Genomic DNA, 18,781 nt, shown 5'->3' with positions numbered 1-18,781 from the left:
CTACATTACAGGCACCGTGGCGCTGCAGCCACGAACCCTGCCAAGAAGGAGCACTCCACCATGAAGACCCTCGCACAACGCCGCAGCCTGCTGCTCTCCCTGCTGTGCGCCGCCGGCCTCTCGTTCGCCGCGGCCACGGCCCACGCCTCCGAACCCGTTTCCGATATCGCCCGCCTGGACGGCAGCATCGGCCACGTGGGCAAGGCCGATCCGTTCCTGGACGGCGCCCGCGTCGGCAAGGCGGATCCGTTCACGGACGGCGCCAAGATTGGCAAGTTCGACCCGTTCACCGACGGCGCCAGCATCACGGACCGCCGCGACGCATTTACCGACGGCGCCTGAGCGCCGCGGCCAGCCTCACCGCTTCCCTTGGCCACGGCCCCGGCCGTGGCGGCCCGACCGGCGTTCTCAACCCGCCGGGCGGGCCTCTCCCTCCAGCGCTCCCTCTCCCTCGGCAAGCCCGGTCTCGGCGGCTTCCGTCCCGACGTCCGGCTCCAGCTCGGACACCATCATCGACTCGATCGCTTCCATGAAAGCCCGCACCTTGCGCGGCTGCAGGCGCCGGTCCGGCAGCAGCGCGAACACGCGCAGCGGCGGCAACGGGTAGTCGGGCAGTACGCGCACGAGGCGCCCTTGCGCGATCTCGGCCTCGCAGTAGTTCACCGAGAGCCGGGCAATGCCCAGTCCGGCGAGCGCGCCCTGCAGGCGCAGTTCGGCGTTGTAGGTCTGCATGCGCGGACGGATCGGCACCGAAACGGTCTGGCCGTCGCGGGAGAATTCCCACACGGTGTCGCCGGGCGTGGTCAGCGTGGGCATGTTGGCCAGGTCTTCCGGGCGCAGTTGCGCCGGCAGGCTGGCTGCCAGCGCCGGCGCGGCAAAGAGGCCGCGCTCGACGTGATAGATGCGCCGCGCCACCGTGCCCGAGTCAGGCAGATCGGCATCGACGATGACGAAGGCCACGTCAAACCCGTCGCGGATCGGGTCGACCAGGCCCTGCGTGATTTCCACGGCGACGTCGAGCGCCGGGTGCGCCGCCAGCGTGCGGCAGATCACGCCGCCGAGTTGCTGCGCGCCAAATTCATAAGGTGTGGCGATGCGCAGCACACCTTGCACGCGCTCCTCGCGCGCCAGCGTTTCCTGGCGGATTTCGCGCAGCCGCGCGAACAGCGGGGCGACGTCGCGGTAGACCGCCTTGCCTGCATCGGTCAGGCGCATGCGGCGCGTGGTGCGCTCCAGCAGCTTGGCGCCGATGGCGGTTTCCAACCGCGCCACCGCGGCCGAGACACGCGACTTGGGGCAGTCCAGCTGCTCCGCCGCGGCCGTGAACGTTCCCTGCTCGACCACACAGCAGAACGCCTCCCAATCATTCCATTGGATTGTTTCGTTCACCGGACAATGTTTCCCTGACAACCTGTAGTTCCCGACAGCAGGCGCCATTATGCTTGAGCGATGCAACAAACGCCTGTCCCAGCCGGTCCGGACGCCCCCGCATCTCGCCCGGCCACAACGCCCCCACGCCCCCGCATGCAACTCGCCAGTCACCCGGAAATGGGTCACTGGCGACTTTCATTGTTCGGCCTGACGCTCGGCCTGGTGACCGGCATCGACTTCTCCTCCACGCTGATGATGGGCGTGGCCAGCCAGCATATCCAGGGCGGCGTCGGTGCCGCGCCGGAGGACTACCTGTACGCGATCTCCGCCTACGCGGCCACCGCGGTGCTGATGAACATGGTGCTCGACCAGGTCGCGCGCCGCACCACCTACAAGCGCTTCACCATAGGCTCGCTGCTGGTGTTTATCCTCGGCTCGCTGATCTGTGCCGAGTTCGCCAGCCCGGCCGGGCTGATCGGCGGCAAGGCGATGCAGGGGCTGGGCGCGGGCGGCTTGTTCGCAGCCTCGCGCATCCTGGTGCAACTGGTGTCGACGCCGGCCGAGCGCGGCCCGCTGATGCTGCGCTTCGCCGGCGGCGCGTTCTCGATGCTCGCCATCACGCCGTGGCTGACCAGCATCTTCCTGGACGATATCGGCTGGCGTGCGGTGTTCCTGTTCCAAGCCGGCATTGCGTTGCCGGTGCTGCTGTCGGTGGCGCTGTCCTATCCCACGCGCGCGGCGCGCGACCCGCATCCGCCGGTATCGACGCTGGACTGGCCGGCCGCCATCGCCGCGGCGCTGGGCGCGCTGGTGTTCCTGCACACGCTGCAGGAGATGCGCTACACGCGCTTTTTCAGCTCCCCGGAAATGCCGCTGGCCGCGCTGTGCGGCCTCGCGCTGTTCGCCTTCGCGGGCTGGCGGCTGTACCGCCACCCGGACCCGTGGATCGATTTCTCGCGGCTGGCCGGGCGCCAGTACCTGTACGGGCTGGGCTTCTACACGCTGTATTACCTGATGTCGTCGGCATGGGCCTTCCTGCTGCCGTCGCTGACCCAGACCGGTCTCGGGCTGACCTTCCGCACTACCTGCATGCTGCTGGCCACCAGCGGCACGGTGGCCACCATCGGCGCCATCGTCATCACGCTGGGCATGGCGCTGGTGTTCCGCAAGCGGCGCGTGATCGCGATCGGCTTTATCGTCTACGCCTGCGCGGCGATGCTGTTCTCGCACCAGCTGATGCCGGGCGCGCCGGACTATGCGCTGGTGCCGGTGGTGCTGCTCGAAGGGCTGACGCCGGTGCTGCTGATGGTGCAGGTGGCATCGATGACCTACCTGGAGGTGCCGGTCGAGGACTTCTCGCACGCCTACCAGTTCAAGAACGTCTGCAAGCAGATCGCCTCGGCGATGGGCACGGGCCTGGCCAGCGTGTTCATGCAGGACGGGCTGGCGCAGCACCGCACGCACCTGGTTGAGCACGTCACGCGCTTCAACCCGGTGCTGCAAAGCCCTGAAGGGCTGTCTGCGTCGGGGCTGGCGAAGCTCTCGCTCGAAATCGACCGGCAGGCCACGCTGCTCGCCGGCATGGACATGCTGCACGGCTTTGCCGCGGTGTGCGTGCTGGCCGCGGTGTTCGTGCTGGTGCAGCGCAGCTTCCGCTAGCGCCGCGACTGCCGGCGCCGGATCACGGTGTGGGAGACAGCAGGGTGGCGGCGCTCCGGCGGGGCGCCGCGGGGCCATGCCAGCCATGGCAAAGGGCCGGCACTGGCGCAAACACGGCATTTCCTCTACCCTTTCGGCCTTTCCGTGCCAATCCGGCGATCCGCGCCGGAGCTCCGCCGATGGCCAGTCCCGCCGATCCCCGTCCGCCCGCAGCCCAGACCGCAGACAGCGCCGCCACGCCCGAGAAGCCGAGCGACAGCTATGTGCAGTCCTTTGCACGCGGGCTGTCGGTGATCCGCGCCTTCAATGCGCAGCACCCGGCGCAGACACTGACGGAAATCGCGCAGGCCAGCGGCCTCACGCGCGCCGGCGCGCGCCGCATCCTGCTGACGCTGGTGGGGCTGGGCTATGTACAGGCCGACGGCCGGCTGTTCCGCCTGACCCCCAAGATCCTGGACCTGGGCTTTGCCTACCTGACCTCGATGCCGTTCTGGAACCTGGCCGAGCCGATCATGGAGACGCTGTCGCAGCAGGTGCATGAAAGCTGCTCGATCTCCGTGCTCGACGGTACCGAGATCGTCTACGTGCTGCGCGTGCCGGCGCGCAAGATCATGACCATCAACCTGTCGATCGGCAGCCGCCTGCCGGCGTATTGTTCGTCGATGGGGCGGGTGCTGCTGGCGGGCCTGTCCGAGCCGGAGTTGGACAGCGTGCTGCGGGCCACCGAGCTGCGCGCGCGCACGGGCCGCACCGTGACCGATATCGACGCGCTCAAGACCATCATTGCCGATATCCGCAAGCGCGGCTGGGCACTGAACGACCAGGAGCTGGAGGAAGGACTGGTGTCATTGGCCGCACCGATCCGCAACCGCGCCGGCCACACCATCGCCGCGATCAATATCAGCGGCCAGGCCAACCGTACCAGCGCGCAGGAGATGCTGGAGCGCTTCCTGCCGCCACTGCTGGAAGCGTCGGAGAAGATTTCCGGGCTGGTCGGGCTGCGCACCTGAGCGCAGCGCCCCGGATCAGCCCGCGGTAGGCAGTTCGACGCTGCCGAACTCGGCCGAGCGCGTGCCGTCCAGCGGCCGGTTGCTCGCGCCAAAGTAAGCGAACGCCACCGACAGCTTGACCGCGTTGGACGCATTGCGGCCAGCGGCATGGAACAACCGGCTGTCGAAGAACAGCACGTCGCCGCGGTGCAAGGCCAGCGGTTGGGCGGTTTGCAGCAAGGGCTGGCTGGCCGGGTGGGCCTCGATCAGGAATTCGGCGGGATCGAGCTGGCCCGGCTCCAGCTGCGCCTGGTGCGAGCCGGGGATGACGCGCAGCACGCCGTTGCGCTCGTCCTCGTCGCCCAGCGCCAGCCATACCGTCACCAGTTCCGGCTTGGCAAACGACCAGTAGCGCGTATCGCGGTGCCAGCCGGTCTGGCTGCCGTAGTGCGGGTGCTTGGTCATGACGCAGTTGTGGTGCGCCAGCGTGATGCACGCGGGCTCGCCCAGCAGCGCCTGCACCACCGACACCAGCTTCGGGTCGGTGGCCCAGCGGCGGAACACTTCATCACGCCCATAGGCCTGGCGCAACCGCCTGACGGTGCCGCCGCCGGCGGCATCGCGCGCGACCGGGGCGCCGGGATAGCCGAGGTCGGCCTCGAACTCCACCGGGGGCACGGCCGCGTCCAGGTGCTTGCGCGCCGCCGTCTCCAGCGCCTCGCACGTCGGCTCGCCGGCAAAGCCGCGCAGAATGACGAAGCCATTGGCCCGGAAGGCCTGCGCCAGGCGCAGCATCGCGCCGGAATCGGCAGACAGGATAGCGGAAGCAGGGAGGTCGGCGGGACAGTCCAGCGAGGCGGTCATTGCAGCAGGCGGCACGAAAGGCGGCAGAAAGAACGGACAGCGGAAAGCGATGGCTAGGGCACTGGTGGCCCAACGGCCCCATGATGCCAGAACTGGCGCGATCTGGCGCAGGCGGCATGCAGCCGGGATGCGACCTCCGGCACCGGTCGCGCACTGTCTCCGTACGGAAACAGACGGTGCCACGTGCTGCCCGCGCCGCTACAATGCGCTGATCTTCGCCCCGGTATCGCCTGCGTCCTCTTTCTTCCACCCCATTTGCGCTTTCGCGCCGAGGTCCAACGTGACTGCTCGCCCACGCATCGTCGCTTCGCTGGCCGAGGCCCAGGCCCAGCTGGGCCGCATCGTTCTCGGCAAGCCGCAGCAGGTGCGGCTGGCGCTGGCCTGCATGCTGGCGCGCGGCCATTTGCTGCTGGAAGACGTGCCGGGCGTGGGCAAGACCACGCTGGCGCATGCGCTGGCGCGCACGCTGGGGCTGCAATACCAGCGCGTGCAGTTCACCAGCGACCTGCTGCCTGCGGACCTGATCGGCGTTTCCGTCTTTGTCCGCGATGCCGGCGAGTTCCGCTTCCATCGCGGCCCGGTGTTCGCGCAGGTGGTGCTGGCCGACGAGATCAACCGGGCCCCGCCCAAGACCCAGAGCGCACTGCTCGAGGCCATGGCCGAGCGGCAGGTGACGCATGACGGCACCACGCATGCACTGCCGTCGCCGTTTTTCGTGATCGCCACGCAGAATCCGCTGGAGCAGTTGGGCACGCACGCGCTGCCCGAGTCGCAGCTGGACCGCTTTACCATGCGGGTGTCGCTGGGCTACCCCGACCCGGCCTTCGAGCGCGTGCTGTACCTGGGCGGCGCCACCGCGCCGGACGCGCCCCCGGTGATGGACAGCAGCCAGGTGCTGGCACTGCAGCAGGCCGCGGAGCAGGTGTATGCCAGCCCCGCGCTGGTCGACTACGTGCTGGCGCTGGTGCAGGCCACGCGCAGCCATGGCGGCTTTGCCGCGGGGCTCTCGCCGCGCGCGGGACTGAGCCTGCTGGCCTGCGCACGCGCGTGGGCGTTGCTGGCGCAGCGCGAGATGGTGCTGCCGGAAGATGTGCAGGCCGTCTTCACCGCCGTGGCCGCGCACCGGCTGCTACCTGCCGGCGCGGCCGGGCCCGCTGCCGTCGCCGGCGAAGTGGCCGCGCTGCTGGCCGGCGTGGCCATTCCCTGACGGCCATGGCGCGCGATCCGCTGGCGGCCGCGCGCAAGGGCGGGCTCGATCGGGTGCTCAACCGCGGGCTCGATCCCGGGCCGTTCGTTGCGGACACTCGCATTGCCCCACGCCGCACGCGTGCGCGGCGTCCGGTCGGCGGCACGCTGCGGCTCGACCGGCGCCACCTCTACATCCTGCCCGCGCGTGGCGGCATCGGCTTCGCCGTGCTGCTGGCCGCGATGCTGCTGACCTCGCTCAACTACAACATCAGCCTGGGCTTTGCGCTGACCTTCCTGCTGGCCGGCATCGGCATGTCGTGCATGTGGCTGGCCTACCGCAACCTGCTCGAGCTGGCGGTGGCCGTGGGCACGGTGGCGCCGGCGCATGCCGGCCAGCCTGCGGTGTTCCACCTGCGCGTCGATAATCGCGACGCCGGCGCGCGTATCGGCATCGAGGCCCGCGTGCCGGCATTGCCCGGCGTGGCGCCGGCCGTGCTGACGCTCGACGGCAATGCCAGCGGCACGCTGGCGCTGCATGTGCCAACGGTGCGCAGGGGCCGGCTGACACTGCCGCGCGTGGTGATCGCCAGCCGCTTCCCGTTCGGGCTGTTCCGGGTCTGGAGCTATGCCGACCTGGAGATGTCCACGCTGGTCTATCCCGCCCCCGAGCGCGACGCGCCGCCCGCGCCTGCCGTGTACCAGCCCGGCGATGGCGATGCCCTGCACGCTGCAGCAGGAGACGTCCGCGCCGACGACGGCATCGACCAGTTGCGCCGCTACCGCAGCGGCGACCCGCTGCACCGCATCGCCTGGAAGCACAGCGCGCGCACCGGACGGTGGCTGAGCCGCGCCGGCGATCCGCCGCAACGGCCAGCCCGCTGGCTGGACTGGCATGCGCTGCCCGCCGGCATGGAGGCCGAGGCGCGGCTGTCGCGGCTGTGCGCGTGGCTGCTGGCCGCTGACGACGATGCCGAAATCGGCCTGCGTTTGCCCGGCTTCGAGCTGCCTCCGGCGCGCGGCGCTGGCCACCGGCGTGCCTGCCTGGAAGCGCTGGCGCTGTGGCCGCAGCGTCCCGCGCCAGTGCGCGCGGGAGGCACGGCATGAAAGCCGCCGCCCGGCCGTTGCGCCATGAAGACCATGGCCTGCTGCTCGGCCAGCTCGCGCTGGTGCTGGCGCCGCAGGCACGCACACTGCCGGTGGCGGTGAGCCTGTTGCTGGTCTTGCTGCTGGGCTGGCGCTGGCTGCTGTGGCGGCGCCGCGCACCGCTGCCGTCGCGCTGGATGCTGGGCGTGACCGCGATGCTGGTGCTGCTGGTGGCAAGCGCGCTGGCGTGGCAGGCCGGCGGCGGCGTTGGGCGCGAGCTGGCGGTGGCACTGCTGGGCGCCTTCGTCATCCTGAAACTGCTGGAATGCCGCGCACTGGCGGATGCAACGCTGGTCACGCAGCTGTCGTTCTACCTGCTGCTGACGCTGTACCTGTCGGACCAGCCGTTCTGGCTGGCGCTGTACAGCCTGGCGATCGGCGCCTGGGTGCTGCGCAACTGGCTGTTGCTGCATCACCCCGAGGCGCGCAGCAAGCTGGCGATCTGGCCGCTGCTGGGGCGCATGGCGCTGCTGGGGCTGCCCTGGGCGCTGGCGCTGTTCGTGCTGTTCCCGCGGCTGGAGCATCCGCTGTGGCAGCTGCCGCAGTCCGCGCCGCGCGGCACTACCGGCCTCAGCGACACCATGCGGCCCGGCAGCGTGGGGCAACTGATCCGCTCGCCGGAGGTGGCGCTGCGCGCCGAAGTCGACGGCGCGCAGTTGCTGGCCTCGGCGCTGTACTGGCGCGCGCTGGTGTTGTGGGACTACGACGGCACCACGTGGTACCCGTCGCGGCAGCGCCAGCAGCAGCTGGCGCCGGTGCCCGCGGCCGGCACTGTGCCGGGCATCGACTACAGCATCACGCTCGAGCCCAGCCAGCAACGGTGGCTGTTCGTGCTTGACCGCGGCCAGGCGCTGTCCGCCGGCGTGGAGGCGGCGGCCACGCCCGACGGCGAATTCATCGCGCGCCGGCCGGTGGAGCAGCGCATCCGCTACCGCGCACAGTCGACGCTGACGCCCGCTCCTGGTTGGCTGCCGCCCGGCACGCGCCGGCTCGCACTGAGCCTGCCCGCCGGCAATCCGCGCGCCCGCGCGCTGGCGGCCCAGTGGGCCGAGACCCATGCCGATCCCGCCGCACGCGTGCAGGCGGCGCTGCGGCTGTTTGCCGCCGCGCCGTTTGCCTACACGCTGCGCCCGCCGCCGCTGGGCCGCGAGCAGGTCGACAGTTTTGTGTTCGACACCCGGCGCGGCTTCTGCGAGCACTATGCTGGCAGCTTCGTGTTCCTGATGCGCGCCGCCGGCGTTCCGGCGCGCGTGGTCACGGGCTACCAGGGCGGCGAGTACAACCCCATCGGCCGGCACTACGTGGTGCGCCAGTCCGACGCGCATGCCTGGGCCGAGGTCTGGCTCGACGGCCGCGGCTGGGTCCGCGTCGACCCGACCAGCGCGGTGGCGCCGAGCCGGATCGAGCAGGGCCTGGATGCCGCCGTGGGCGATGAGGCGGCGGCCTGGCGGCCGTCGCAGCAGCCGGGCTGGCTGCAGGACCTGCGCTGGGCCTATGAAGGCGTGGTCTACACCTGGCAGCGCTGGGTGCTGCAGTATGACCACGCGCAGCAGGCACAGCTGCTCGACACGCTGGGCGCCGGCGCGAGACCCGGCCAGCTGCTGGCCGGCGCGCTCGGCGTGCTGTGCCTGCTGGCGCTGGTGCCGCTGTGGCGGCGCCGCGGGCCGGTGGATCCGCTCGAGGCGGCGTATGTCAGCCTGTGCAGGCTGCTCGCCCGGCACGGGTGCGATCGCGCACCGGCCGAGGGCCCGCAGGACTTCGCGGCCCGCGCCAGCGCGCGGCTGCCGCACGCGGCGGACGCCATCGGCGCGGTCACGGCGATTTATATCGGGCTACGCTATGGCAATGTCGCGACCTCGCGGCGCGCCGAGTCGGTGGCTGCGATGCGGGCCGGCATCCGGCAGGTTGCCGCGGCGCTGCGCACGCGCAAGGCCTGAAAGCAGCGCCCCTGTTCCCGCTTCCATCTTCGCAAAGTGCTGGCTGGCGTAATTTGCTTCGCTTGATATAATTACGTTTGTAATTATATCGAATGTAACCGATCCACCGCTCTGGTGGATTACACGCCAGCGCTCCCATGTCCTTCGAACAACGCATCGACCGCTTCTGCGCCAGCCATCCCGAAGCCCCGCGCGACCTGATCCTCGCCTCGCGGCTGCTCATGCGCACCGCGCGCCTGCTACGCAGCCATATCGACCAGGCGCTGGCGCCGTTCGACCTCGACATGAGCCAGTACCTCGTCCTCAGCATGCTGGCCGCCGACGAACACCAGCCCAGCATGCCATCCGAACTCGGCGCGACGCTGGACGCGACCCGTACGCAAATGACGCGGCTGCTCGACGGGCTGGAGACGCGCGGCCTGCTGCGCCGGCAGGTGTCCGCGCACGACCGGCGCAGTCTGGAGCTGACCCTGACCCCGGCTGGCCGGCGTTTGCTGGAGCGCGCCGCCCCCGCGGTGCATGCAGCGTACGGACAGGCGTGGGCGCCGCTGGGCGCGAGCGGCCTGGCCGGCGCCACGCGCGCACTGACGCAGCTCCACCAGACGTTGCAGGCGCTGCAGCCATGAAAGCGGGGACACCCTGGCAGCCGCTGTCGCCCCTTCGCGTCGGCATGCGCTGGCTGCGCTGGCTCAGCCACCGGCAACGGCAGACGCTGCTGATGACGCTGCTCGCGCTGGCCACCGGCGTGGAGTTCCTCGAGAACATCATGTTCGTGTTTGCGTCGAGCCATATCGTCGGCGGCATCGACGCCGACCCGCGCAGCTTTGCGCTGGTGCAGGCCGCCTACGCGGTGGGCAGCATGCTGATGATCCTCAAGCAGCAATGGCTGTCGCGCCGCTTCGGCTACCGCTGCTACCTGACCGGCGCGCTGCTGCTGTTCATGGCGGGCACGGTGGCGGCGGCCACCAGCCATTCGCTGGCGCAGATGGTGGCAGCGCGCTTTATCCAGGGCGTGGGCGGCGGCGCGCTGTTTACCAGCTGCCGCATCCTGGTCAACGTGCTGTTCGGGCCGACCGAGCGCCCGCGCGCGACCCGCATCTTCATGATTGGCATCTTCGCGGCGTCGGCGCTGGGGCCAGCCTTCGCCGCCGCGCTGATCGACCACGGCGTGTGGCAGGACGTGTTCTATGGCGTGCTGCCGTTCGCCGCGCTGGCCACGCTGGGCGCCTGGATGCTGCTGCCGGACGCCCAGCCGGGCCAGCGTGCCGATGCCGGCGGCCCCGCGCTCGGGCCGCTACTGCTGTTCGGCGCCGCGATCGTGACGCTGCAGGCGGCGCTGACCGAGGCGCGCTTCGACGTCTTCTCGCATCCGCTGCGGCTCACGCTGGTGGCCGCGGCCGGCCTCGCGCTGCTGGCGGCGTTCCTGTGGCACCAGTGGCATCACAGCGAACCGGTGCTGCATCTGCGCGCGCTGCGCCAGCCGGTGTATCTCACCGGCCTGGCGATGTACTTCGTCTACTACCTGATCAGCAACCTGAGCAGCTATCTGTTCCCGGTCTATGCCGAGCAGGCGCTCAGGATCCCGCTGGCAACCACGGGCTGGCTCAACACCTTTGCCGCGCTGGTCAGCCTGGGCGGCATCTTCGTGTACCTGCGCGTGGCGCCACGGCTGCCGCGGAAGAAGCCGCTGATGGTGGCCGGATTGCTGCTGATGGCCGCTGCGGCGTGGTGGTTCTCGCGCATGCCGCCCGACGCCGGCCCGCCGGCGCTGGCATGGGGGCTGGTCGGCAAGGGCCTGTTCGGGGTGCTGGTGATCATCCCCATCGCCGGGCCGACCTTCCGCGCGCTGAGCGCCGATGCCTTTGCGCACGGCTACCGCAGCAAGAACCTGATGCGGCAGATCGCCAGTTCGTTCGCCTCGGCGCTGGGCGCGGTGCTGCTGCAGAACCGCCAGTTCGCCGTGCATGGCAGCCTGCTGCATGCGGTGGGCCAGCGGCCCGCCGAGACCGGGCAGTGGATGGCGGCAGTGCAGGCGGCGCTGGCCGCGCGCGGCTTCGATGCCGCGCAGGCGCACCAGGGCGCGCTGGTCCAGCTCAGCGGGCTGATCGAACAGCAAGCCAGGCTGATCGCCTGCGAGGATATCTATCGGCTGATTGCCGTGCTGGCGCTGGGCGCGGCGGCGTACATGCTGTTGCAGCGGCGGCTGGCCTGATCGCTGGCGCAGGCGCTGCGCAGGCGTTGCGCGAGACTACCGGACTATTGAGGGACGACTGGCAGGCAACCGAGGGACAACTGCGGAAATCGGGGAGATGCGGAGTCGCCGCGCATATTGCGATGGCGCGGACGGGTTGCAGTGCCGGCGGACGCGGCACCGGCGAAGTACCTGCTCAGAACAGCGACAGCTGGCGCATGCCGAAACCAATGGTCTCTTCGACGCGCGCACGCGCGTGGGCCAGCGAACCTTCTGCGCCAGAGTAATTGCCGGCGGCCCAGTGGTAGACCACGGGGATCTCGCCGCGCTCGGACAGGCGCACTTCGCCAAGCTTGTCGCCGCGTTCGTTGCGGTAAAAGTGCGAGCGGTAGCCTCGCTCCCAGTGCGGGGCGACGACTTTCTTGCGCCGTCGGGGCTTCGGCGCGGAGCCAGCGGTGGACGTCAGTCGCCGCGCTCTCTCGGTACCCGGCGTCGTGGCACGGGTGAAATCCAACTGCATAGACTTCCTCTTTGTCGATTCAGCAGAACCAGGGTCGGCGGGGGCTACCGCCGCATGCTTCGTGCATCGCAGTCGAGATGATACCTGTTGGCGCGGCTTCTGTAAGTAGTTCGTTGCGCGCAATGCCGCCTCCCGCAAGGCTTAGCGGGCCGTATACCCCTCCAGGTATACGGCCCGCGATGTCGTCGAAGCCTTGCCAGTAAACGGATTGCAGGCGGGCTTGCGGGCAGTTGCGCGTGCCCGCGCCGATCAGCCCAGATCGAGCGGAATGAAGATGCGGGCATCGTCGCGCTGCACCAGCAGTGCCACCTGCTTGCCCGATTTCGACACCAGCGACTTGAGCTGCTCGGCCGAACTGATCGGCGTGCCATTGAGCGACAGGATCACGTCGCCCGGCTGGATGCCGACGCGCGCGGCCGGTCCGGTCACGTCCTCGACCACCAGGCCGCCGTCGATGCCGCTGCCGCGCTTCTCGGCCGGCGTGAGCGGACGCACCGCCAGGCCGAGCCGGCCGCTCGCCTCGTTGGCGCCGCCCTTCTGCGTGACCGCCTGGTCCCTGGCCGTGCCGACCTTCACCGACAACGTCATCGGCTCACCCTTGCGGATGATCTTCAGCGTGGTCTGCGTGCCCGGCTTGATATCGGCCACGTGCTCGGGCAGGTCGCCCGAATGGTCGATCACGTCATTGTCCAGCTGCACGATCACGTCGCCGGGCTTTACCCCCGCCCGTGCGGCGGGGCTGTCAGGCTCGACCGAGTTGACCAGCGCACCGGTCGGCTTGGGCAATCCGAACGACTGCGCAAGCGCCTGGTTTACCTCCTGCACGCTAATGCCGAGGCGCCCGCGCGTGACCTTGCCGTGCGCCACCAGCTGCTGCTGCACCTTGGTGGCGACGTCGATCGGGATCGCGAACGACAGCCCCTGGTAGCCGCCGGTCTGGCTGTAGATCTGCGAGTTGATACCGACCACCTCGCCGCGCTGGTTGAATAGCGGGCCGCCCGAGTTGCCAGGGTTGACTGCGACGTCGGTCTGGATGAACGGCACGTAGGTATCGTCCGGCAGCGAGCGCGACTTGGCGCTGACGATGCCTGCGGTCACGGTGTTCTCGAAGCCGTAGGGCGAGCCGATCGCCAGCACCGGCTCACCGACCCGGACGCGCGACGGATCGCCCAGGCGCACGGTCGGCAGGTCCCTGGCGTCGATGCGGATCACGGCAACGTCGGTCTGCGGATCGGAGCCCAGCACCTTGGCCTTGAACTCGCGGCGGTCGGTCAGCTTGACGGTGACCTCCTGCGCGCCGTCGACGACGTGGGCGTTGGTCATGATCAGGCCATCGGGGCTGACGATAAAGCCCGAGCCCTGCCCGCGCACCAGTTGCTGCTGGCCGCCTTGCGGGCCCTGGAATTGCGGGCCGAAGCGCTTGAAGAACTGGAACAGCGGATCGTCCGGGTCGACTCCCGGCGGCATCTGCGCCGCGGTGCGCTGCGCGCGTGCGGTCACGCTGATATTGACCACGGCGGGCCCGTACTGCGCCACGATGCCGGAGAAGTCCGTCGGCGCGGCTACGGCAGCTGCAGGCTCCGCGGCGACCGCAGCCTGCGTGGGTGCCGCGTATCCCGGCGTGATGACTTCCTTCTGCAGATAGGCATACCCGCCGCCAAGGGCGGCCAGGGCCGCAACACCGGCGGCCGTGCGAGCAATGGTCTGGCGAATCATGTAGGGGTCCTTTCCTTGAGCATCAGGCGTCGGCACTGTGCGACGCGACGGGACCATGCTAGCGACCGAGACTTAAAACAGACTTAAGGTTGGGGATCGGCGGAGGGAGCACTTTTCAGAAAAGTGCAAATTTACCTTGCGCACAATTTAATTGTGTCTAATATATCCAGCATGGAACGCGACAACGACTCCGCCGCTGATTGGCTGTTGCTTGACCGGCAACTGTGCTTCGCACTGTATTCCACCTCGCTGGCAATGACCAAGCTGTATAAGCCATTGCTAAGTGAGCTTGGGCTTACTTATCCCCAGTATCTGGTGATGCTTGTATTGTGGGAAGCGCAAACGCTGACGGTATCGGAACTCGGCGCCCGCCTGGCGTTGGATTCCGGGACCCTGACACCACTGCTCAAGCGGCTGGAATCGGCGGGGCTGGTCACCCGGACACGCGACGCGGACGACGAACGGCGCGTGCTGGTCAGCCTCACCGCTGCCGGCCAGGCCTTGCGGCAAGCCGCGACGCGTATTCCTGAGCAGATGTTGTGCGCCACGCAGTGCCCGGTCGAAGAGATCCAGGCCCTGACCCAGCGCCTGCATGCACTGCGTTCGGCGCTGGAGCAAGCGCGAACCGATACCCGCCTGCCGGCGTGACGACAGGCGTTGACGCCCCTCGGGCAAACCAAACCGGAGCCTTAAATGCCACTCGAAAAAGTCCTTTATACCGCTCATGCCACTGCCACCGGCGGGCGCGACGGCCGTGCCGTTACCTCGGACGGCCGACTCGACGCCAAGTTGGCGGTGCCCAAGGAAATGGGCGGCGCCGGTGACGGCCTGAATCCTGAGCAACTGTTTGCTGCCGGCTATGCGGCCTGCTTTATTGGCGCCATGCGCTTTGTTGCCGGCCAGCAGAAGATCACGGTCCCCGCCGATGCCTCGATCGAAAGCGCGGTGGGCATCGGCCCGATTCCGCAAGGCTTCGGCATCCAGGTGGAAATGAAAATCTCGCTGCCGGGCTTCGAGCGCGCGGCCGCGGAGAAGCTGGTCGAGGAAGCCCACAAGGTGTGCCCGTACTCGAACGCCACCCGCGGCAACATCGACGTGAAGCTGATCGTGGCCTGACGCCCCGTCCGCTCATGCAAACGGCCAGTATCGCTTAGCGGTATTGGCCGTTTTTTCTTGGATGACGTCCGGCTATGGTCCTGCCGCGGCCGCCACCAGCTGAGCACAAAATGCGCGCTTCTGCGCCGAACTCATTCGCTTAATCTTGATTTCAGCCTTCAACGCCTCGGATTTCGTCTCAAAGCGCAGCTGTGCCATGATGCGCAGCGGCTTGCGTGAACGCGTATATTTCGCGCCTTTTCCCGACACATGCTCGGCAAAGCGCCGGGCGACATCGGTGGTGATTCCGGTGTAGATGGAATCGCCGGTGCATTCGAGAAGATAGAGATACCAGGCGCTGTCGTCCGGCATGGGTGGGCGTAGTGGGGAAATCAGCCGTGATGGTATTACGCCTGCGCCGCCAGCGGCGAGCGTGGTGGTGCGGTGAGGTTTCTCGGGCGAGGGGTTTTCCGTCGCCCCAAAGCAAAAACCCCAGCCTGTTAGGGCTGGGGTTCTGCGGGATAAGAGCCTGGCGATGACCTACTTTCACACGGGTAATCCGCACTATCATCGGCGCGGAGTCGTTTCACGGACCTGTTCGGGATGGGAAGGGGTGGTTCCAACTCGCTATGGTCACCAGGCATAAGGGGTTGTGGCGCTGGGGTTGAAGCCAACGTCACGAATAGGGATGTAGTTGGGGGTTGTGCGTATCTGGCACAGACACGATCACACACACCAGGTAAAACACACTGGTTATAGGATCAAGCCTTACGGGCAATTAGTACTGGTTAGCTTAACGCATTACTGCGCTTCCACACCCAGCCTATCAACGTCCTGGTCTCGAACGACCCTTCAAGGAGGTCAAGCCTCCAGGGAATCCTCATCTTCAGGCGAGTTTCCCGCTTAGATGCTTTCAGCGGTTATCTCTTCCGTACATAGCTACCCTGCGATGCCTCTGGCGAGACAACAGGTACACCAGCGGTACGTCCACTCCGGTCCTCTCGTACTAGGAGCAGCCCCCGTCAAGATTCCAACGCCCACGGCAGATAGGGACCAAACTGTCTCACGACGTTTTAAACCCAGCTCACGTACCTCTTTAAATGGCGAACAGCCATACCCTTGGGACCGGCTACAGCCCCAGGATGAGATGAGCCGACATCGAGGTGCCAAACACCGCCGTCGATATGAACTCTTGGGCGGTATCAGCCTGTTATCCCCAGAGTACCTTTTATCCGTTGAGCGATGGCCCTTCCATTCAGAACCACCGGATCACTATGTCCTGCTTTCGCACCTGCTCGACTTGTCGGTCTCGCAGTTAAGCACGCTTTTGCCATTGCACTTTAGGTACGATGTCCGACCGTACCAAGCGTACCTTCGAACTCCTCCGTTACACTTTGGGAGGAGACCGCCCCAGTCAAACTGCCTACCATGCACTGTCCCCGACCCGGATTCACGGGTCAAGGTTAGAACCTCAAACAAACCAGGGTGGTATTTCAAGGACGGCTCCACGTGAACTAGCGTCCACGCTTCAAAGCCTCCCACCTATCCTACACAGATCGGTTCAAAGTCCAATGCAAAGCTACAGTAAAGGTTCATGGGGTCTTTCCGTCTAGCCGCGGGGAGATTGCATCATCACAAACACTTCAACTTCGCTGAGTCTCGGGAGGAGACAGTGTGGCCATCGTTACGCCATTCGTGCAGGTCGGAACTTACCCGACAAGGAATTTCGCTACCTTAGGACCGTTATAGTTACGGCCGCCGTTTACCGGGACTTCAATCAAGAGCTTGCACCCCATCATTTAATCTTCCGGCACCGGGCAGGCGTCACACCCTATACGTCCACTTTCGTGTTTGCAGAGTGCTGTGTTTTTATTAAACAGTCGCAGCCACCATTTTATTGCAACCCCGTCACCCTTCTGGCGCAGGCCAGTCAAGCTACCAGGGCGTACCTTATCCCGAAGTTACGGTACCAATTTGCCGAGTTCCTTCTCCCGAGTTCTCTCAAGCGCCTTAGAATACTCATCTCGCCCACCTGTGTCGGTTTGCGGTACGGTCTCGTATGACTGAAGCTTAGAGGCTTTTCTTGGAACCACTTCCAATTGCTTCGCAGCACTAGGCCGCTCGCCCCACATCCTTGAATTCCGCGCCCGGATTTGCCTAAGCGCCTTCTCCAATGCAGGGACCGGGACTTCCAACACCCGGACAACCTTCCGCGATCCGTCCCCCCATCGCATCATACGACGGTGCAGGAATATTAACCTGCTTCCCATCAGCTACGCATCTCTGCCTCGCCTTAGGGGCCGACTCACCCTACGCCGATGAACGTTGCGTAGGAAACCTTGGGCTTACGGCGAGGGGGCCTTTCACCCCCTTTATCGCTACTCATGTCAGCATTCGCACTTCTGATACCTCCAGCATCCTTTACAAGACACCTTCACAGGCTTACAGAACGCTCTCCTACCACGCGCTTGCGCGCGTCCGCAGCTTCGGTATATGGCTTAGCCCCGTTACATCTTCCGCGCAGGACGACTCGATCAGTGAGCTATTACGCTTTCTTTAAAGGGTGGCTGCTTCTAAGCCAACCTCCTGACTGTTTTAGCCTTCCCACTTCGTTTCCCACTTAGCCATATTTGGGGACCTTAGCTGGCGGTCTGGGTTGTTTCCCTCTTGACACCGGACGTTAGCACCCGATGTCTGTCTCCCGTGATTGCACTCTTCGGTATTCGGAGTTTGCTATGGCGGGGTAATCAGCAATAGACCCCCCAACCATGACAGTGCTCTACCCCCGAAGGTGAGACACGAGGCACTACCTAAATAGTTTTCGGAGAGAACCAGCTATTTCCAGATTTGTTTAGCCTTTCACCCCTATCCACAGCTCATCCCCTAACTTTTCAACGTTAGTGGGTTCGGTCCTCCAGTACGTGTTACCGCACCTTCAACCTGGCCATGGATAGATCATCTGGTTTCGGGTCTACACCCAGCGACTCAACGCCCTGTTCGGACTCGCTTTCGCTACGCCTTCCCTAATCGGTTAAGCTTGCCACTGAATGTAAGTCGCTGACCCATTATACAAAAGGTACGCCGTCACCCGTTGCCAGGCTCCGACTGTTTGTATGCATGCGGTTTCAGGATCTATTTCACTCCCCTCCCGGGGTTCTTTTCGCCTTTCCCTCACGGTACTGGTTCACTATCGGTCGATCACGAGTATTTAGCCTTGGAGGATGGTCCCCCCATCTTCAGACAGGATTTCACGTGTCCCGCCCTACTTGTCGTACACCTAGTTCCACAATCGTGTTTTCGCATACAGGGCTATCACCTGCTATGGCCGGGCTTTCCATCCCGTTCTGCTAACACCACTGCTAAAGAGTACAAGGCTCTTCCCATTTCGTTCGCCACTACTTTGGGAATCTCGGTTGATTTCTGTTCCTGCAGCTACTTAGATGTTTCAGTTCGCCGCGTTCGCTTCCCACACCTATGAATTCAGTGTGGGATGACCCATACGGGCCGGGTTTCCCCATTCGGACATCTCCGGATCAAAGCTTGTTTGCCAGCTCCCCGAAGCTTTTCGCAGGCTACCGCGTCCTTCATCGCCTGTGATCGCCAAGGCATCCACCACATGCACTTGTTCGCTTGACCCTATAACGAGTGTGTCTCGATCGCTCGAAACCGTCGCTACAGGATGAGTTCTCGCATTTGTGCCGTATTCCAAGTCATCTTTCGATCACTTAAATACATTTTGGTTGATACAATCACAACCCGGTATCGTGTTTTGTACTGCAGCCTCTCATCAAGGCTTCACGACACCTTTACTACATCCCATATTTTTAAAGAACAGCCGATCTTGCGATCGCTTGGCAATGCCAAATGAAAACACTCGCAACCTCATCGTCGCGATGCGCTTTCATTTGACAACCAATCCAAGGTACCAGGTGATGGTGGAGGATGACGGGATCGAACCGACGACCCCCTGCTTGCAAAGCAGGTGCTCTCCCAGCTGAGCTAATCCCCCGTACGGATAACTTGGTGGGTCTGGTAGGACTTGAACCTACGACCCCCGCCTTATCAAGACGGTGCTCTAACCACCTGAGCTACAGACCCTTGGCTGTAA

15 protein-coding genes, 2 tRNA genes and 2 rRNA genes are annotated in these 18,781 nt (G+C 66.0%); 10 read left to right on the top strand and 9 right to left on the bottom strand.

Annotated elements, in window-relative coordinates; translation table 11 throughout:
- Nucleotides 1-60: 60 nt before the first annotated feature.
- Entirely contained in the window at nucleotides 61-342 is a 282-nt protein-coding gene (locus tag K307_RS19955) for a hypothetical protein (protein WP_042880682.1), read from the top strand.
- A 66-nt stretch (nucleotides 343-408) separates the two neighbouring features.
- Here the strand turns inward: K307_RS19955 and K307_RS19950 are convergent, their stop codons facing one another.
- Nucleotides 409-1,389, bottom strand: a complete 981-nt coding sequence (locus tag K307_RS19950) for a LysR family transcriptional regulator (protein WP_042880681.1) — start codon at nucleotides 1,387-1,389, stop codon at nucleotides 409-411.
- 60 nt (nucleotides 1,390-1,449) lie between these two features.
- Between K307_RS19950 and K307_RS19945 the strand changes: the two genes are divergently transcribed.
- Nucleotides 1,450-3,030 carry an MFS transporter gene (locus tag K307_RS19945; protein ID WP_042880678.1) on the top strand — a complete coding sequence of 527 codons (1,581 nt, stop codon included), beginning with the start codon at nucleotides 1,450-1,452 and terminating at the stop codon, nucleotides 3,028-3,030.
- Between the two features lie 179 nt (nucleotides 3,031-3,209).
- A complete protein-coding gene (locus K307_RS19940; protein ID WP_042880676.1) occupies nucleotides 3,210-4,040 on the top strand; it encodes an IclR family transcriptional regulator in 831 nt (276 codons plus the stop codon).
- A gap of 15 nt (nucleotides 4,041-4,055) precedes the next feature.
- On the opposite strand, the gene K307_RS19935 is transcribed toward K307_RS19940, so the two are convergent.
- Complete coding sequence (locus tag K307_RS19935) at nucleotides 4,056-4,883, bottom strand: phytanoyl-CoA dioxygenase family protein (protein WP_051974977.1); 828 nt, start codon at nucleotides 4,881-4,883, stop codon at nucleotides 4,056-4,058.
- Nucleotides 4,884-5,163: 280 nt separating this feature from the next.
- On the opposite strand from K307_RS19935, the gene K307_RS19930 reads away from it, so the two are divergent.
- From K307_RS19930 to K307_RS19910, 5 genes are all read left to right on the top strand, one after another.
- The gene (locus tag K307_RS19930) at nucleotides 5,164-6,090 is read left to right on the top strand and encodes an AAA family ATPase (protein ID WP_042880674.1); all 927 of its coding nucleotides are present in this window, start codon (nucleotides 5,164-5,166) and stop codon (nucleotides 6,088-6,090) included.
- 5 nt (nucleotides 6,091-6,095) lie between these two features.
- On the top strand, nucleotides 6,096-7,175 hold the full coding sequence (locus tag K307_RS19925; RefSeq protein WP_080745071.1) for a DUF58 domain-containing protein: 1,080 nt from the start codon (nucleotides 6,096-6,098) through the stop codon (nucleotides 7,173-7,175).
- Nucleotides 7,172-9,151, top strand: a complete 1,980-nt coding sequence (locus K307_RS19920; RefSeq protein WP_042880673.1) for a transglutaminase TgpA family protein — start codon at nucleotides 7,172-7,174, stop codon at nucleotides 9,149-9,151. Before K307_RS19925 ends, K307_RS19920 begins: the two co-directional genes overlap by 4 nt.
- Before the next feature lie 137 nt (nucleotides 9,152-9,288).
- Nucleotides 9,289-9,777 (top strand): MarR family winged helix-turn-helix transcriptional regulator, encoded by a 489-nt coding sequence (locus K307_RS19915; RefSeq protein WP_042880672.1) that lies wholly within the window; start codon nucleotides 9,289-9,291, stop codon nucleotides 9,775-9,777.
- Nucleotides 9,774-11,363, top strand: a complete 1,590-nt coding sequence (locus K307_RS19910) for an MFS transporter (protein ID WP_042880670.1) — start codon at nucleotides 9,774-9,776, stop codon at nucleotides 11,361-11,363. The genes K307_RS19915 and K307_RS19910 overlap by 4 nt, the downstream gene beginning before the upstream one ends.
- A 175-nt stretch (nucleotides 11,364-11,538) precedes the next feature.
- Here K307_RS19910 and K307_RS19905 read toward each other — a convergent pair whose 3' ends face one another.
- A complete protein-coding gene (locus tag K307_RS19905; RefSeq protein ID WP_022537394.1) occupies nucleotides 11,539-11,862 on the bottom strand; it encodes a hypothetical protein in 324 nt (107 codons plus the stop codon).
- Nucleotides 11,863-12,111: 249 nt separating this feature from the next.
- Nucleotides 12,112-13,578: a DegQ family serine endoprotease gene (locus K307_RS19900; protein ID WP_042880668.1), complete on the bottom strand. Its 1,467-nt coding sequence runs from the start codon at nucleotides 13,576-13,578 to the stop codon at nucleotides 12,112-12,114.
- Between the two features lie 171 nt (nucleotides 13,579-13,749).
- On the opposite strand from K307_RS19900, the gene K307_RS19895 reads away from it, so the two are divergent.
- Both K307_RS19895 and K307_RS19890 read left to right on the top strand, forming a co-directional pair.
- Nucleotides 13,750-14,226 carry a MarR family winged helix-turn-helix transcriptional regulator gene (locus K307_RS19895; protein WP_042880666.1) on the top strand — a complete coding sequence of 159 codons (477 nt, stop codon included), beginning with the start codon at nucleotides 13,750-13,752 and terminating at the stop codon, nucleotides 14,224-14,226.
- A gap of 45 nt (nucleotides 14,227-14,271) precedes the next feature.
- Nucleotides 14,272-14,694 carry an organic hydroperoxide resistance protein gene (locus K307_RS19890; protein WP_042880665.1) on the top strand — a complete coding sequence of 141 codons (423 nt, stop codon included), beginning with the start codon at nucleotides 14,272-14,274 and terminating at the stop codon, nucleotides 14,692-14,694.
- Nucleotides 14,695-14,766: 72 nt separating this feature from the next.
- Here the strand turns inward: K307_RS19890 and K307_RS19885 are convergent, their stop codons facing one another.
- The 5 genes from K307_RS19885 to K307_RS19865 form a co-directional block, all read right to left on the bottom strand.
- Nucleotides 14,767-15,045 (bottom strand): GIY-YIG nuclease family protein, encoded by a 279-nt coding sequence (locus K307_RS19885; RefSeq protein WP_080745070.1) that lies wholly within the window; start codon nucleotides 15,043-15,045, stop codon nucleotides 14,767-14,769.
- Nucleotides 15,046-15,200: 155 nt separating this feature from the next.
- Nucleotides 15,201-15,314: ribosomal RNA gene (gene rrf, locus K307_RS19880) — 5S ribosomal RNA — on the bottom strand.
- 116 nt (nucleotides 15,315-15,430) lie between these two features.
- A 23S ribosomal RNA gene (locus K307_RS19875) occupies nucleotides 15,431-18,309 on the bottom strand.
- Between the two features lie 297 nt (nucleotides 18,310-18,606).
- A tRNA-Ala gene (locus K307_RS19870) sits at nucleotides 18,607-18,682 on the bottom strand.
- Nucleotides 18,683-18,694: 12 nt separating this feature from the next.
- Nucleotides 18,695-18,771: transfer RNA gene (locus tag K307_RS19865), tRNA-Ile, on the bottom strand.
- Between the last annotated feature and the right edge of the window lie 10 nt (nucleotides 18,772-18,781).

The sequence above is a fragment of the Cupriavidus necator A5-1 genome (assembly GCF_000744095.1).
GTDB classification, from domain to species: domain Bacteria; phylum Pseudomonadota; class Gammaproteobacteria; order Burkholderiales; family Burkholderiaceae; genus Cupriavidus; species Cupriavidus necator_A.
The sequence above is the reverse complement of the archived record's forward strand: the minus strand, read 5'-3'. Positions and strand labels throughout refer to the sequence as shown.

Bases quoted from the DNA above. Each gene is read 5' to 3' on its own strand.
- K307_RS19925 (WP_080745071.1), top strand. From the start codon at position 6,096: ATGGCGCGCGATCCGCTGGCGGCCGCGCGCAAGGGCGGGCTCGATCGG.
- K307_RS19900 (WP_042880668.1), bottom strand. From the start codon at position 13,578: ATGATTCGCCAGACCATTGCTCGCACGGCCGCCGGTGTTGCGGCCCTG.
- K307_RS19940 (WP_042880676.1), top strand. From the start codon at position 3,210: ATGGCCAGTCCCGCCGATCCCCGTCCGCCCGCAGCCCAGACCGCAGAC.
- K307_RS19915 (WP_042880672.1), top strand. From the start codon at position 9,289: ATGTCCTTCGAACAACGCATCGACCGCTTCTGCGCCAGCCATCCCGAA.
- K307_RS19935 (WP_051974977.1), bottom strand. From the start codon at position 4,883: ATGACCGCCTCGCTGGACTGTCCCGCCGACCTCCCTGCTTCCGCTATC.
- K307_RS19905 (WP_022537394.1), bottom strand. From the start codon at position 11,862: ATGCAGTTGGATTTCACCCGTGCCACGACGCCGGGTACCGAGAGAGCG.
- K307_RS19920 (WP_042880673.1), top strand. From the start codon at position 7,172: ATGAAAGCCGCCGCCCGGCCGTTGCGCCATGAAGACCATGGCCTGCTG.
- K307_RS19890 (WP_042880665.1), top strand. From the start codon at position 14,272: ATGCCACTCGAAAAAGTCCTTTATACCGCTCATGCCACTGCCACCGGC.
- K307_RS19955 (WP_042880682.1), top strand. From the start codon at position 61: ATGAAGACCCTCGCACAACGCCGCAGCCTGCTGCTCTCCCTGCTGTGC.
- K307_RS19945 (WP_042880678.1), top strand. From the start codon at position 1,450: ATGCAACAAACGCCTGTCCCAGCCGGTCCGGACGCCCCCGCATCTCGC.
- K307_RS19895 (WP_042880666.1), top strand. From the start codon at position 13,750: ATGGAACGCGACAACGACTCCGCCGCTGATTGGCTGTTGCTTGACCGG.
- K307_RS19910 (WP_042880670.1), top strand. From the start codon at position 9,774: ATGAAAGCGGGGACACCCTGGCAGCCGCTGTCGCCCCTTCGCGTCGGC.
- K307_RS19885 (WP_080745070.1), bottom strand. From the start codon at position 15,045: ATGCCGGACGACAGCGCCTGGTATCTCTATCTTCTCGAATGCACCGGC.